Here is a 13,719-nt window from a genome sequence, read left to right as displayed (position 1 = left end):
CGCCTACGTTTTAAGCGTTTGATGACATATATTTCTGTAACATAGATTCCACTTGTTGAACGGTCGATCGTGGAGAAAGACGTGGCAGCATTTTATCCTCAAAATACAAAACCGGGATTTCGTATTGATACGCCTGAAACCAATCGTCGCGGGTCGTGATATCCCGAATTTCGAGTTCAAACGAAAAGCTGTGGATTTGCTCTAATTTCTCCTGCAACCCTTCACACAGATGGCATCCGGGCTTACTGTACAGAATAAGTTTCATGACTGCGTGCCAAATCATCCCCCGATATTATGACGAAAACGGTTTTAATTACAGGCGCATCAACGGGAATTGGTCGATCGACCGCTTTACTGTTCGCGCAAAAAGGCTGGACAGTGATTGCAACGATGCGAACTCCCGAAAAAGCCGATTGGCTCACCGAAAACATTCATCCACTCCGGCTTGATGTCACCGATCGAGATTCAATTCAAAGCGCGATCGCTCAATCCTTGTCCCAATTTGGCGCGATCGATGTTTTGGTCAACAATGCAGGTTATGGATTGATCGGAGCATTCGAGAATTGTTCACCGGAGCAGATTCGCAAACAGTTCGATACGAATGTGTTTGGACTGATGGAAGTTACCAGAGCCGTACTACCGCATTTTCGAGAACGGCGATCGGGAATCATTGTAAACATCACGTCGATCGCGGGTCGAATATCGTTTCCGACCTACACAATGTACAACTCCAGCAAATGGGCGGTTGAGGGCTTTTCTGAAGGGCTGCAATACGAATTAGAGCCGTTTAACATCCGCGTCAAGTTAGTTGAACCCGGTCCGATCAAAACCGATTTCTTCGATCGCTCTCCCGACATTGCCCGATCCGAAATCACTGCTTATGACGAGTTTGTCAATCGAGTTTTGGCAAATCTGAAACGGGCAGGTGAACAAGGGGAACCCGCAGAAGTTGTGGCAGAAACGATCTACCGAGCAGCAACCGATGATTCGCGACGATTGCGGTATGGGAGCGATCGTGTCGGTCGCCTTTTCCTCACATTGAGAAAGGTGCTGCCTGACCGCGTGTTTAGTACAATTATTCGCAGTGGTATGACTCGCTAAATTTATGATCAAGATTCTTCATTTGTCGGATATTCATCTCGGTAGCGGGTTTGCTCACGGCAAGATTAATCCCGAAACTGGATTGAATACGCGACTGGAAGATTTTGTCGCTACTTTAGGAAAATGTATCGATCGCGCCATTTCTGAACCCGTGGATTTAGTGCTATTTGGCGGCGATGCGTTCCCGGATGCAACTCCGCCCCCCTACATTCAGCAAGCCTTTGCGGGACAGTTTCGCCGCCTTGCCGATTTAGGAATTCCTGTTGTTCTCTTAGTTGGAAATCACGATCAGCATTCTCAAGGCGCGGGCGGTGCAAGTTTGTGTATTTATCGAACGCTGGGTGTCCCTCACGTGGTTGTGGGCGATCGATTAGAAACGCATCGCATCCAAACCCGGAACGGTGACATTCAAGTGATTACCTTACCTTGGTTGACGCGATCGACGTTGTTAACTCGCCCTGAAACCGAAGGGTTATCAATGTCGGAAGTAGGGCATTTACTGCTCGATCGATTACGAGCGGCAATGGAAGGTGAAATCCGTCGGCTCGATCCCACAATTCCAACCGTATTGCTGGCGCATTTGATGGTGGATGCCGCAAGCTATGGCGCAGAGCGATTTCTAGCCGTTGGTAAAGGGTTCACAATTCCATTAGAATTTTTAACTCGCGATGCGTTCGATTATGTGGCTTTAGGTCATGTGCATCGACATCAAATTTTGTCAGAAGATCCGCTTGTGGTTTATCCCGGCAGTATCGAGCGCGTTGATTTTAGCGAGGAACATGAGGAGAAAGGCTATGCTCTGGTGAAAGTCGAGCGCGGTTCGACCACGCTCGAATTCTGCCCGCTGCCTGTGCGCTCATTCTGCACGATCGAACTCGATTTAACCGAGTCGGACGATCCCCATTCAGAGTTACTGGCGGCGATCGAGAATAAGCCGATTGAAGATGCCGTCGTTCGCGTCATTTACCAAGTTCGTCCTGAGCAGATTGATTTGATCGATGATTCCGACTTGCACACTGTTTTATCGATCGCGCACACCTACACGATTCAGGCAGGATTGCTCAGTCAGATGTCACGATCGCGCTTACCGGAATTAGGGGTCGGAAGTGCGATCGAGCCTTTAGATGCCCTCAGAGCCTATTTAGCCAATCGCGAAGACTTGAAACTGTTAGCTGAACCGATTTTAGAAGCGGCAAAAGCGTTACTAGCAGAGGAAGAGTTTTATATTGAATCGGATGCTGGAGAAATGGAAGTCGGGCAGACGCAATTGAAGCTGTTGTAGAAGCCAGTCGTTTTATCTGTAGCGATCCTGAATCAGTTGTGAAGTGGGGAGTGGGGTGTTGTTGTAAGAACGATCGCCAAACAAACCATCTTCAGAAATCAAATAAGGATTAATCCTTCACCTGAATTACATCGGTAGATTGATGGCAATAAATTCACAAAAATCTACAGTTTGATTATTAGCGGAACGATAAGTTCAGGAATCGCTAATCGCCTCAAATCTGCTGTTCTATTTTTGTAATTCATTTACTGGAAATTAATATGCCACGCCTAGTTGGGAAACGCTCAAATCCGACTCCCGCGATCGCGCTGATTATTCTCGCTGCCGCTGCCCTTGGAGTCTCACTTGAATACTACGGATATATGAATGTTGTTCCCGGATTTGGTCGTACTGTGCCTTATCCGATCGATCAAAATAACGACTTTGACGCAAGATAACTTGCTGAATTTTTATCAATTACATCCAAGCTTTAATAAGAGGGCATCATGAGAAAAGGAAGTGACATCATCGGCAGAACAATTCTTGCCTTTGATACTGGCAAGCGCGTGGCACGAGTTCAAGACCTCATCTTTGATCAAGACACCAATCAATTATTAGGGATTCTAGTTCAAGAATCAGGTTTATTTCATTCAGCAAAAGTCGTTCCGCTTGAAGCAATTTCCGCATTTGGAAGCGACACTCTAATCATTCCAACTAAAGAAGCGATCATTTCTACACACCACGATGAGCGAATTCATCGGGTATTTCGTCGCAATATTATTCTCAAAGGCACCCGCATTGTTACCACCGACGGACGCTATCTCGGCTCTGTCGTCGATCTGTTCTTTGACGAGCAAACGGGCGCGATCGAAGGCTACGAAACGTCGGGCGGTATCTTTGCAGATGCTTATTCGGGTCGATCGTTTATTCCTGCACCTCAGACGATCCGCATCGGTCGCGATGTCACTTTTGTTCCCCCCGAAACGGCGGAACTGATGGAAGAACAAGTCGGCGGCATCCGGGGTGCAATGCAAAGCGCATCGGCTCGCATTCAAGAAGGCTCAGAAGCGGCAGGTCAAAGCATTCAAACCGCAGCTCAATCGACACAGGAGCAGCTCCAACGCAGCGCAGAAGCCGCAAATACAAGACTCCAAGCCGCGACCACCACCGTCTCGAATGGATTTGAAAACGGAACGCACAGCGCCACCACAACGATGACAAATCAACTTGTCGATCCCGATGAGCAGTTTGCCTATGTGATTGGAAAGACGGTCGATCGCGATATCTACACCGATGACGGACAACTGCTGATTGGTAAAGATCAAGTCATCACCCTAACCGTTGCCGAAGCAGCTCGCTACGCAGGCGAACTAGAAAGCCTCTACCGCGCCGCAGGGGGAAGCTTGACTGCACCCGCTAACCGCCAGCTTCATGAATTGGGAGAGCGCGTTCAAACCGGATTTCAAGAAGTCAGCGATCGCGCCCGGACTGGATTTCAAACCTTAACTCAAAGAGCAAATGAAACCTTCTCGACGGTGACGGCTCGATTCGGAGTCGAACAAGCTAAAGGACGACGCGCCGATCGCATGATTCGCGCTGACAGTGGTGCGATCATCGCTGCACCCGGTCAGATCGTTACCGATATCGTGATCCAACGTGCCAAAGCCACCAACCGAGAAACTGCGCTCCTAGATGCAGTCGGATTGCATCCAACCGAAGCGGTTCGTGGTACGACAAACGATTCTTTAGCGATCGTCCGTACCCGCTTACGAAATCACTCCTCGATCGCATCGAGCCGACTGCATCAAGAAGCTGCAATCTTCCAGGAGGAAGCTGCGATCGCCCGCGAAAATGCCAAAACGCTGTGGCACGACCTCAAGGAGCGCATCGCTGAATACCAAGGTCGTAGCGCTAGTGCAATCCACCGCAATCGCGTCGAACACGCTTTGGGTCGTCCGGTGAATCGAGTCATTCTTGATCGTCAAGACAACGTGATCCTGAACGTGGGTGAAATCATTACTCACAAAGCGATCGAGCAAGCGGAAGCCAGTGGTGTGATCAACATTCTGCTTAATTCTGTTTACAGCAAAGAACCGACGATTCGCGAAGAAGAGCTACGTGCCCCTGAACCTGGGATGGCATCGCTAGAGCAAGAACACGCGATTCACAACTAACGGGGTTGAGAATTGGGGAGTAAGCTGTGTTTCGGATTTAAACAGAATCGAACAGCCGTACTCCCCGATGTCCTTTCGCGATCGTCCTCTAAAAAAATTCAGTTTTGCTTGGAATTTACCCAGTTTGTGTGTTAGATTAAGCAAGGTTACGAAATCCGCGGGTCGCTAGCTCAGCGGTAGAGCATTCGGCTTTTAACCGACTGGTCTCGGGTTCGAATCCCGGGCGACCCATAATTTTCTGGGGCTGCTATTTCTTAAGCTCCAATTGATTTAATAAGGGCACTCTACTCCTTTAACGGTGACATAACGGTTGAAGAAGTAGAGCGCTCTTTTATTTTGCTAGCGCTTCTAAAGCGCTACGTAGCAGTGAAGCTCACACAGAAAAGGTAGGTAGCATGAGGCTACCTACCTGAAATGTAGATCAAATAATTTGGAGCAATTAGGTTCCAGAAGTCCAAGAGTTGATGTACTCGATCTGGTCAGAAGTTAGACTGTCGATCGAGAAGCCCATCGCTTGCAGTTTCAACCGTGCGATCTCTTGATCCAATTCGGTTGGAACCGGATAAACACCCGGTTCTAACTGTCCTTTGTTCTTGACCAGATACTCTGCGGCTAAAGCTTGGTTCGCAAAGCTCATATCCATCACAGCGCTTGGGTGTCCTTCTGCGGCTGCCAAGTTCACCAAGCGACCTTCACCCAGCACAACGACTGATTTACCCGATTTAAGCGTGTACTCTTCGGTGAAGTTGCGAACGGTCTTCACATCGGCTGCCCGTTCTTTCAGCGCTTCGAGATCGATTTCGATGTCAAAGTGACCAGAGTTGCAGACGATCGCGCCGTCTTTCATCGCGTCGAAGTGTTCCCCGCGAATCACATGCTTGTTGCCTGTGACGGTGATGAAGATATCACCCTTCGCAGCGGCTTCGGACATCGGCATTAGTTGGAAACCATCCATCACGGCCTCGATCGCAGCAACCGGGCTGATCTCAGTGACGATGACGTTTGCGCCTAAACCACGAGCGCGATTCGCTGTACCTTTACCGCACCAGCCATATCCAGCCACAACGATCGTCTTACCTGCTAGGAGAATGTTGGTCGCGCGGATAATGCCGTCGAGCGTCGATTGTCCGGTTCCGTAGCGGTTATCGAAGAAGTGCTTCGTTTCTGCGTCGTTGACGTTGATGGCAGGGAACGCCAAAGCACCATCTTTGTTCATGGCTTCCAAGCGAACCACTCCAGTTGTGGTTTCTTCAGTTGTTCCAATCAAGTCTTCAATTTGGTGTTTGCGTTGTTGCACCAGGGTTGCGACCACATCACAGCCATCATCAATGATGATGTTAGGACGGTGATCGAGAGCGATCTGGACGTGCTTATGATAGGTTTCGTTGTCTTCGCCTTTGATTGCGAAAACAGGGATTTCGTAATCTGCAACTAAGCTGGCAGCTACGTCGTCTTGAGTCGAAAGCGGGTTGCTAGCAATCAGAATCGCATCGGCTCCGCCTGCTTTGAGGGCGATCGCGAGATTTGCAGTCTCGGTCGTAACGTGACAGCACGCAACGAGTCGAATGCCTTCAAACGGTTTTTCTTGAGCGAAACGATCGCGGATTTGCTTTAGCACTGGCATTTCCCGCCCAGCCCATTCGATCCGCTGTTTACCTGCGGGTGCAAGGGCAAGGTCTTTGACTTCGTACTTCAAACGGACGGGTGTTGCGGTCATGAAAATGTTTCCTTAGTAAGAGACATCAAGTGCGGGATGTGAAAACCCCTTAATACGTTAACTTGCATTTTCAGGATCAATTCAACGATCGCTAAAGTTTCTAAATCGATTCCATAGTGATCAGTAAGGATTGACAAAGCAAGCTAATCCCTAATCTCAGGTTCGATACTGAGCGAAGTCAAGGTGACAGGTAAAGCTTCTTACGTGCTTTACACAGCCTTTCTTGACTCTTTTGAAAAGCTTAACGTTTCTTCAAGAAATTTGGGCGATTTCACTGAAATCCGATATCATAGTACAGAAATACCATTCTTTTTCGAGGGAAGAACCGATCCAGCTTGGGGCGGCGATCGCTCCAAAATCTACCCCAAGATGTAGTGAATAGTAACTACAATAGAGAAGTAATGAATTCTCCCTTCTCCATGCAAGATGTCGTTCCAGTAGGTCGGTTTTTCTCGATGGGCGGTGGACGGGTTGGGCAGTATCTCTCGACTAGAGTTTTAAGTGTGAGGACTCCGTTTCGACGATATGCGCGATCGTCTGAGGTGTGTTATCTCGGTTTTGAGAAGTTTAGCCAAGCCCAGAAATTTGCTCAATCTCTTGCGAGTTCAGGAATGCGCTTCTCGGTGCAGAAGAGTCAAGTGCTGACTCAGTTTCCGTACGAGATCAAGTTGTCTGGCGATACGGAGACGGCTCGACGACTCGCGTATTGGGATCGCAAAGACCACGATCGCGCCATTGTTGCATCGCATAAATCTGCGATCGCGGCATAGATCGATCTCCTTGAAATCGTAGCGATTATGCACTACAATAGTACAAGTGATTCAGGTTCTTGTTCCATGACGAAGCATTATATTCTTCAGCTTGATCCGAGCGCCAAGTACGAATGGGATCGGTGTTCGCTTCGTGATCCGATTACTGCCGATCGCCCTGGTTTTGCGGAGCTAATCGCGCAAGCCGTGGGTGAGCAACCCGGTTCCTACCTTGTGTCCGTCAAGATTGAAGTGCAAGTCTTAGAGCAAGCTGCACCGCAGTCTCAGCACGAGACACAGCTTCCACCGATTTCTGAGTTGCCCACTCATGTGCCTGTTCTGCAAGGAATGGTCGCTTAATGGCTGAAAGGTTTGCTGCTGTTCGTAGTCGGCTGTCAGTTTTGACCCGATGGCTACTGACCACTTATTATTTTCAGGAATGTCAGTCATGAAACTTCGTTTAGATCAATATCCCACCGCGATCGCCCAAGCTGCCCAGCATGTGAATGAGCTAGAGCAGAAGATCGCTGAGATCCGCTATCATATCGCTCGGTTAGAAGGCAATGCCGATATGGTGGTGGCGTTTGAGACAGCGCTGAAGAACGATAACCAGCGCAAGGCGCGGCGGTTTGAAGTGCTGCAAGTGAATTCCGAGTATCAGCGGGGGATCGATGCCCTCAATCGCGCAACGACTGAGAAGGCAAATGCGTTTGCTCATTTAGAGCGGTTGCGGAATGAGTTCAGCGTAGCCAAGCTAGAAGCGCGGTTGGCGATCGCACAGCAATTGAGCGGGTTAGAATCGCGTGAATTGGTTGGACTGTAATTGGTTGAACTGTAGAGACGCGATCAATCGCGTCTCTACGAAGGGGTTGAAAGACTCCCGGTGAATCTGTAGCAGTAGAGCCTTTTTGAGTTCTACTGCTTTTTCATAAAAAAAGACCTCCACCACTCGCGGCAAGGTCGTTCAGTTGATTCAAGTTCTCAGAGCATAGCGTAATCGAAAGGTGGATCGAATGCAAGAAAGAGTGGTGGTGGTGATTCGGGATTTAATGAAACTTCAAGGTGTGAGCATTCGACAGATCTCTGCCAGAATCGCTGAAGAGCATGGGGGAAGCGCATTAGGATACACACAGCAGATCAACCGTATCCTGAATGATCCAGCGTATGAACCGAGTTTTGCAACCGTTGAGAAGATACTATCAGCGTTGAAATTTTCAATGTGGCAATTGCCCTCGAATCTTAAAACGATCGAATCCCGATTAGATAAGTTAAGTGATGAAATTTATGAGATCAAGAACACCGTTGCTCAGCTTTGTGCATCGATTGAGGCAATATCCAACGATCGCGACAAAGTACAGTAACATCTACAAAAATTAGACTGTATGAGCATTAAGCAAATGCTACATCTCGATTGAGCCGCGCTGACAAATCGATTTATGATTTTGAAGTGGAGTGGAGGCCTTGATATGCAGTGTGTGGTAGTTGATCCATCGGTTCCGGGGCGATTGGCACTCAAAGAAGTCGATCGACCCTCGCTTTTGCCATCGCAAGCTTTGGTCAAAGTTGCAGCCATCTCGCTGAATCGGGGAGAAGTAAGACGCGCTCAAACCGCCGCCGCAGGATCACGACCGGGATGGGATTTGGCAGGAACGATCGTCACTGCTGCCGCTGATGGGTCAGGCTTTGCGGTTGGAACACGGGTGGTTGGATTTGTGTTGTCGGGGGCTTGGGCAGAATATGTGGCAGTGCCGACTGATGCGATCGCAGCCTTACCGGATCAGGTTGCGTTTGCCGATGCTGCAACGCTTCCGGTTGCTGGATTAACGGCGTTGATGGGGCTTTCAAAGGGCGGATCACTCTTAGGAAAATCGGTTCTGATTACTGGCGCGTCGGGTGGTGTAGGATATTTTGCCGTTCAGTTAGCGCGGCAAGCAGGTGCGATCGTTACGGCACAACTGCGGCGATCGGACTGGATTAATTTTGCGAAAGAAGCAGGTGCCCATCGAACGATCGTCGGAGAATCGCTGCAAGAATTTAGCCCGTATGATTTGATTCTGGATTCGACAGGCGGCAGTTTGCTTTCAAACGCATTAAGCGCGATCGCGCCGGATGGAATCTGTGTCACGTATGGAACGACGGCAGATGAAACGGTGACGATCGACGCGAAATCCTTTTACGGTGTAGGTGGCGCAAGCTTATACGGCTTCATTCTGTTCCACGAACTGAAGCGCCAACCTGCTGCCGCTGGACTCACAAAATTAGTGCAATTCGCTGCCGATGGAACCCTGAAACCGCATATCGCTCGCACGGCTTCTTGGAAGGAAATCGCAACTCTCGCGCAGCAGCTAACCGATCGCCAATTTGTCGGCAAAGCGGTGCTGCATCTCGATTAGCATTCCACGATGTTTAGGGGATTGCTGCAAGAGGTCTAAAGCCGATCGCACAATTTCATCCGGTTCGATATCCAAGCACTCTAGATTGTAAGGGCACTCGAACGCATAGCAAGGATGGCAATCGGTAGGTTGTCGCAACAGTCGCGCAAATCCGCTGCGCGGCTCCCACTGGCATTCCAGTTCAGTCCCCGCAAACAGGATAATGCTCGGTGTTTTAGTTGCATCGGCAATGTGCATCGTTGAAGTATTGTTACTCAACATCAGTTCTGCATGGGCAATCAAAGCGGCAAGCTCTGACAAGCTAGTTTTGCCAATCAAGTCGATCGCGCAGTCGCCCAATACTTCCAGCACAATTCCAGCCCGATCGCGATCTTTCTCGACTCCGGTGACAGCGACTTTCCAGCCTGATAGATTTGCAAGTTGTTTCGCTGCGATCGCAAATCGCTTCGCATCATAGTTGCGCGATTGGCAGCTTGTCCAAGCATTCAGAACAATGTAAGGCCGATCAATCAGTTTGAGATTCGGGAATTGAATTTCTAGGGAACGATCGCGCACCTCAAATCCGACTGACTCGATCAAACGTAGATTTCGTTCCACTTGATGCAGATCATCCGGTGCAGCAGGAATTTCATGCGTGAGCATTGCGCCGCCTGTTTCTTTTGATTCTCCTAACCGGAGCGGAATTCCTGCCAAACATGAAGCAAACGCGGCTGGATGCGGAGACTGACTAAAGCTTGTGAAGATGATCACAGCATCAAATCCGCGTAGCTTTTCAACTAACTGCCACTCCCGCGCTGGCTCAAACGGCAATCGCCCTAAATCCTGCCACAATACGCGCCATGTCAATACCTCATCGACCCACGGCAACACCGCAGCGGAAGCCGAACCTCCGGGACTTGCCATTAAGGTCAACTTTGCTTCGGGCAAGTTTTCTTTAATCGATCGCAAGGCTGGACTGGTCATGATCACATCACCAATATTGTCCAACCGCATCACTAGCAAATTTCTAACCGATGTCCAAGGATGAGCTAACACAGAATTTTCACTTAATCAAATGCTTTGAGCTTCCAGCAATTGAGTTGCAACTGCCATCACTCGATCGACAGAAATTTCATCGACACAAGTTGCCCAATCTGCGCTTTGCGCTCCGCGCAATTCCGTCGGAACCGAACATTCGCCACTGTACCAACAGGATTGAACGGTAAAGTTTTCAATTCTGCGCTCTGGACAGTTCAAATAGCCTTGTAAATTAACGTGCGGTTGCGGTTGTCCGTACCGTTCATACCAGGATGGGCCAAATAATGTGATTGTTGGCGTTCCCACTGCTGCCGCAACTCTCGCGGCTCCAGTATCACTAGCAATCATCAAATCAACCTGAGAAAGCATCGCAGCCAGTTCTCGTAATGTTCCTAATTCCCATAATTTTGCGTTGTTAATCTGGTCTGAAATGAGTGCTGCTTGTTCGCGATCGGAGCCAACTAAAACCACGATCGCGGCCTCTAATCTCTGTCCCAGTTGAATAAAATTCCGTTCATCCCAGCGTTTAATTTTCATTCCTGCATCAGGACAAAGCACAACCAGAGGACGCGCTAAACCTGCAAGTTTTTCTCTGGCAGCCTGGTACTCTTCAGGCGTGAGATACAGCTTAGGCGGCAGGATTGCAGATTCTAAGATCAGACCTTCCGACAATAGAATCTGAGTAAATCGATCGCTGACAAACTGATTCGGAGGTGGCGATCGCCAAAGATTCGATACCACACGATCAGCACGACTAGAAATTAATTGATCAATGCGATCGTAATTTGTATCCGAAACAATTAAGTCAAATGTCTGCTCAGATAAAAGCTGCTCGATCGCCTGTCTGACATTGTGTTTATCTGCATAGACAACTCGCTCAATGAATGGATCATGCTCCAACAATGATCCGCCTGGTGCAAACGTTAGCACGGTCATCTTGGCTTGATTATGACTGCGCCCCAATGCTTGAATTGCAGACAGCGCAATTAAAACATCTCCAATCCCACCCAATAGCTCAATAAATAGAATTTGCTGCATCTGAACGATTACGAACCCTCCCTGATTAGCTACCAGGTGCAGCAGGCTGCTGTCATTGTTCTAAAGAGAGAAATTACTCCGGCTGCATCTGGCAACCCAGCTTAAGCAGCGATCGCTACAGGGAATTTTCAGTAGAACAGAGCAAAATTAGCAAAAATCGTTGCAGTCGCCCAAAACTCGCTTATAATCCAGCCAACTCTTCGAGCCGCGCTCGACAGCACTCTTTGCTTCTATCGCCATGCTGAAATTCTTCAAACTCGAACTCATTTCCGCGATCGCTCTTCTCATCAGCACTCCTGCGATCGCGGCTCCCCTAGAAACTTGGCGCTTCGATCCAAACACCAACCAGCTTGAAGTCACTGTGCCTGCTGGAATTACACCGCGCTATTCTCTCATGGCACAGCCGGCTCGGATTGTGCTTGATCTTCCTGACACTCAGATTGCCGCTGTCAATCCAAGAGGGACGTTTTCAGGAGCCGTTCGCGAAGTTCGAGTGTCGCAATTTCAGCCGAATATTGCCAGAATCGTTTTGGAACTTGCCCCCGATACCGAATTAAGCAATCCGCAAGCTCAACTTCAACCCGTCAAAAGCACCGAGCAAGGGCAAAATCGCTCTGCTTCAGCAAGTGTCCGCTGGACGCTCCGCCCCATGCTTGCCGCTTCTGCAAATTCAAAAGCTGTGTTTAATGCGGCGCGTCCAGTTCAAGCCGCACCTGTTCAAACGCCAGAGGCTCAGACTGCGACTCCTCAAACTTCAGCGCCAGCGGCTGCGATCGCCCAAGCCTCTGCCAACGATTTTGGTTTACCGCCTGCTCCACCTGCAATCAACGTTGCACCAGAAGCGCCGCCTTCGGTAACTGCACCCCCCTTGCCGCCTGCTCAGGCTCGCCCGTTGCCAACCGCACCCACTGCACCCACTGCTGGATCGAGCAATAAGCCAGGAAGTAGCCTATTGTTTCCGACTGCACCTGCACGATCGATACCGCAATCGAATCCGCTCCAATTGCCCGAAGTCAACTCTAGCTTGGAGATTCCTCGATCGTTTCCACCCGTGATTGCTCCGGCTACTCCACCAGAAGTGACTGTTCCGCAGCTTGAGCAACGCTCAGATCCGCCACGATCAACACAGCGCCCCTCAGAAGATGCTCCAGTTCCAGCGCGATCGAGAGTAATTGAGTTTGGTCAGCCTTTGCCGCGTTAACGTCAGTTCGATGCAATTTTCGCTGCCCCTCACAACTTCGGCTTATTCCAGACCCGCTAGAGCAAAGGATGCCGTCATGAATTTATGCAACCACCTGCATTGTTTACCAGCCTAAGCGGGTCGGTTGTTCATACACTCGTTTCAAGGTGTTGACATCCCTTGCTGAAATTGGAGGAGGAGTGCGAACCTGCGAGAAGTACATCACATCGGTTTCAAGCGAGCTATGTCCCCAAATGCCTAAAGCGTGACCGAGTTCATGACGCGCCGCCGCAAGCATTGACAAATCTGGGCGGTTCGGCTGAACTCGAATAATCATGCGATGCTGCAAGATTGCATCTTGTTCATACAGTTCAAAGCGAACGTCCGCAAATCGAACGCGCTCAACGGGAGGAAATCGGAGCGGAATCGAAGCCCGATCGATCCGAATATCTGCGCTGTCCCTACGATCGACGAGTTCCAATGGAAAATAAGCTTTCCATTCGTTTACCGCTTGCGTCATCAGAGTTACCCAAATCTGACTCCACTGATCCGCAGGCTGAACGTAGACCTTCACCGGAAAGCGCGACCAAACGAGATATTCAGGTTCTGTTTTTTGCACTCGATCGAAGTAATCGCCCGATCGATCCGTCCACTGTGCCAAGATTGGCGGAAGCGGATGAACCTTCGGAACAGACAACGCCACCCCAGAAATCGCCCAAAACAAAACGCATCCGACTGCAAAAAGAGCAATCGAATGCGTCCTGAACCAGCGAAATCTTAGCGACCCAGCCATCCCGCACTCAGAATCACTGTGATTCCCATAAAGAGGATCGTTAACAGCCAAGTGGCGCGATTCAGGGTTGTTTCTGCGCTCTTGGTGCTAGTAAACAGTTGAGCTTGACCGCCTAGACCGCCTAACCCATCGCCTTTGGGACTATGCAGCAGCACCAGAATCACGATTCCGACCGCAGAAAACATCCAAACTGATCTCAAAACTGTAAGTAGCGTCATAAGGTCAATACGATCGACATACCCTTCATTATATTGACATTGGCGTTGTATTGATTCGCTTTACGCGAGATTGGGCAT

The 13,719-nt window shown here is 49.4% G+C and carries 16 protein-coding genes and 1 tRNA gene; 11 read left to right on the top strand and 6 right to left on the bottom strand.

Features of this window, described 5'->3' with window-relative positions; genetic code table 11:
• Positions 1–10: 10 nt before the first annotated feature.
• Complete coding sequence (locus tag H6F51_09570; protein ID MBD1822744.1) at positions 11–265, bottom strand: glutaredoxin family protein; 255 nt, start codon at positions 263–265, stop codon at positions 11–13.
• Positions 266–294: 29 nt separating this feature from the next.
• Here H6F51_09570 and H6F51_09565 point away from each other — a divergent pair, with 29 nt between their 5' ends.
• The 5 genes from H6F51_09565 to H6F51_09545 all read left to right on the top strand — a co-directional run bounded on the left by H6F51_09565 (position 295) and on the right by H6F51_09545 (position 4,767).
• A complete protein-coding gene (locus tag H6F51_09565; GenBank protein MBD1822743.1) occupies positions 295–1,101 on the top strand; it encodes an SDR family oxidoreductase in 807 nt (268 codons plus the stop codon).
• Positions 1,102–1,105: 4 nt separating this feature from the next.
• On the top strand, positions 1,106–2,383 hold the full coding sequence (sbcD, locus tag H6F51_09560; GenBank protein ID MBD1822742.1) for an exonuclease subunit SbcD: 1,278 nt from the start codon (positions 1,106–1,108) through the stop codon (positions 2,381–2,383).
• Positions 2,384–2,643: 260 nt separating this feature from the next.
• Positions 2,644–2,820: a hypothetical protein gene (locus tag H6F51_09555; GenBank protein MBD1822741.1), complete on the top strand. Its 177-nt coding sequence runs from the start codon at positions 2,644–2,646 to the stop codon at positions 2,818–2,820.
• Between the two features lie 48 nt (positions 2,821–2,868).
• Positions 2,869–4,536: a PRC-barrel domain-containing protein gene (locus H6F51_09550; protein MBD1822740.1), complete on the top strand. Its 1,668-nt coding sequence runs from the start codon at positions 2,869–2,871 to the stop codon at positions 4,534–4,536.
• A 159-nt stretch (positions 4,537–4,695) separates the two neighbouring features.
• Positions 4,696–4,767, top strand: a tRNA-Lys gene (locus H6F51_09545).
• Positions 4,768–4,975: 208 nt separating this feature from the next.
• Here the strand turns inward: H6F51_09545 and H6F51_09540 are convergent.
• Complete coding sequence (locus tag H6F51_09540; GenBank protein ID MBD1822739.1) at positions 4,976–6,253, bottom strand: adenosylhomocysteinase; 1,278 nt, start codon at positions 6,251–6,253, stop codon at positions 4,976–4,978.
• Between the two features lie 401 nt (positions 6,254–6,654).
• On the opposite strand from H6F51_09540, the gene H6F51_09535 reads away from it, so the two are divergent.
• The 5 genes from H6F51_09535 to H6F51_09515 all read left to right on the top strand — a co-directional run bounded on the left by H6F51_09535 (position 6,655) and on the right by H6F51_09515 (position 9,395).
• Entirely contained in the window at positions 6,655–7,023 is a 369-nt protein-coding gene (locus H6F51_09535) for a hypothetical protein (protein MBD1822738.1), read from the top strand.
• 66 nt (positions 7,024–7,089) lie between these two features.
• Positions 7,090–7,362, top strand: a complete 273-nt coding sequence (locus tag H6F51_09530; GenBank protein ID MBD1822737.1) for a hypothetical protein — start codon at positions 7,090–7,092, stop codon at positions 7,360–7,362.
• A gap of 88 nt (positions 7,363–7,450) precedes the next feature.
• Positions 7,451–7,825 (top strand): hypothetical protein, encoded by a 375-nt coding sequence (locus H6F51_09525; protein MBD1822736.1) that lies wholly within the window; start codon positions 7,451–7,453, stop codon positions 7,823–7,825.
• Between the two features lie 190 nt (positions 7,826–8,015).
• Positions 8,016–8,363: an XRE family transcriptional regulator gene (locus H6F51_09520; protein ID MBD1822735.1), complete on the top strand. Its 348-nt coding sequence runs from the start codon at positions 8,016–8,018 to the stop codon at positions 8,361–8,363.
• 105 nt (positions 8,364–8,468) lie between these two features.
• Positions 8,469–9,395, top strand: a complete 927-nt coding sequence (locus H6F51_09515) for a zinc-binding dehydrogenase (protein ID MBD1822734.1) — start codon at positions 8,469–8,471, stop codon at positions 9,393–9,395.
• Here the strand turns inward: H6F51_09515 and H6F51_09510 are convergent.
• The gene (locus H6F51_09510) at positions 9,348–10,388 is read right to left on the bottom strand and encodes a glycosyltransferase family 9 protein (GenBank protein MBD1822733.1); all 1,041 of its coding nucleotides are present in this window, start codon (positions 10,386–10,388) and stop codon (positions 9,348–9,350) included. The two genes, H6F51_09515 and H6F51_09510, sit on opposite strands and share 48 nt — an antisense overlap.
• Before the next feature lie 57 nt (positions 10,389–10,445).
• Positions 10,446–11,450: a glycosyltransferase family 9 protein gene (locus tag H6F51_09505; protein MBD1822732.1), complete on the bottom strand. Its 1,005-nt coding sequence runs from the start codon at positions 11,448–11,450 to the stop codon at positions 10,446–10,448.
• A gap of 238 nt (positions 11,451–11,688) precedes the next feature.
• Here H6F51_09505 and H6F51_09500 point away from each other — a divergent pair, with 238 nt between their 5' ends.
• Complete coding sequence (locus tag H6F51_09500) at positions 11,689–12,651, top strand: AMIN domain-containing protein (GenBank protein MBD1822731.1); 963 nt, start codon at positions 11,689–11,691, stop codon at positions 12,649–12,651.
• Between the two features lie 103 nt (positions 12,652–12,754).
• On the opposite strand, the gene H6F51_09495 is transcribed toward H6F51_09500, so the two are convergent.
• Together H6F51_09495 and secG are read right to left on the bottom strand one after the other, a co-directional pair.
• Entirely contained in the window at positions 12,755–13,423 is a 669-nt protein-coding gene (locus H6F51_09495; protein MBD1822730.1) for a peptidase, read from the bottom strand.
• Entirely contained in the window at positions 13,408–13,641 is a 234-nt protein-coding gene (gene secG / locus H6F51_09490; GenBank protein MBD1822729.1) for a preprotein translocase subunit SecG, read from the bottom strand. The genes H6F51_09495 and secG overlap by 16 nt, the downstream gene beginning before the upstream one ends.
• Between the last annotated feature and the right edge of the window lie 78 nt (positions 13,642–13,719).

Source organism: Cyanobacteria bacterium FACHB-DQ100 (assembly GCA_014695195.1).
Lineage (GTDB): Bacteria > Cyanobacteriota > Cyanobacteriia > Leptolyngbyales > Leptolyngbyaceae > Leptolyngbya.
Note: the sequence above shows the minus strand (reverse complement) of the source record. Positions and strands in the feature narration are given on the sequence as shown.

Bases quoted from the DNA above. Each gene is read 5' to 3' on its own strand.
- secG (MBD1822729.1), bottom strand. From the start codon at position 13,641: ATGACGCTACTTACAGTTTTGAGATCAGTTTGGATGTTTTCTGCGGTC.
- H6F51_09515 (MBD1822734.1), top strand. From the start codon at position 8,469: ATGCAGTGTGTGGTAGTTGATCCATCGGTTCCGGGGCGATTGGCACTC.
- H6F51_09540 (MBD1822739.1), bottom strand. From the start codon at position 6,253: ATGACCGCAACACCCGTCCGTTTGAAGTACGAAGTCAAAGACCTTGCC.
- H6F51_09535 (MBD1822738.1), top strand. From the start codon at position 6,655: ATGAATTCTCCCTTCTCCATGCAAGATGTCGTTCCAGTAGGTCGGTTT.
- H6F51_09500 (MBD1822731.1), top strand. From the start codon at position 11,689: ATGCTGAAATTCTTCAAACTCGAACTCATTTCCGCGATCGCTCTTCTC.
- H6F51_09570 (MBD1822744.1), bottom strand. From the start codon at position 265: ATGAAACTTATTCTGTACAGTAAGCCCGGATGCCATCTGTGTGAAGGG.
- H6F51_09505 (MBD1822732.1), bottom strand. From the start codon at position 11,450: ATGCAGCAAATTCTATTTATTGAGCTATTGGGTGGGATTGGAGATGTT.
- H6F51_09555 (MBD1822741.1), top strand. From the start codon at position 2,644: ATGCCACGCCTAGTTGGGAAACGCTCAAATCCGACTCCCGCGATCGCG.
- H6F51_09510 (MBD1822733.1), bottom strand. From the start codon at position 10,388: ATGCGGTTGGACAATATTGGTGATGTGATCATGACCAGTCCAGCCTTG.
- H6F51_09565 (MBD1822743.1), top strand. From the start codon at position 295: ATGACGAAAACGGTTTTAATTACAGGCGCATCAACGGGAATTGGTCGA.
- H6F51_09530 (MBD1822737.1), top strand. From the start codon at position 7,090: ATGACGAAGCATTATATTCTTCAGCTTGATCCGAGCGCCAAGTACGAA.
- sbcD (MBD1822742.1), top strand. From the start codon at position 1,106: ATGATCAAGATTCTTCATTTGTCGGATATTCATCTCGGTAGCGGGTTT.
- H6F51_09495 (MBD1822730.1), bottom strand. From the start codon at position 13,423: ATGGCTGGGTCGCTAAGATTTCGCTGGTTCAGGACGCATTCGATTGCT.
- H6F51_09520 (MBD1822735.1), top strand. From the start codon at position 8,016: ATGCAAGAAAGAGTGGTGGTGGTGATTCGGGATTTAATGAAACTTCAA.
- H6F51_09525 (MBD1822736.1), top strand. From the start codon at position 7,451: ATGAAACTTCGTTTAGATCAATATCCCACCGCGATCGCCCAAGCTGCC.
- H6F51_09550 (MBD1822740.1), top strand. From the start codon at position 2,869: ATGAGAAAAGGAAGTGACATCATCGGCAGAACAATTCTTGCCTTTGAT.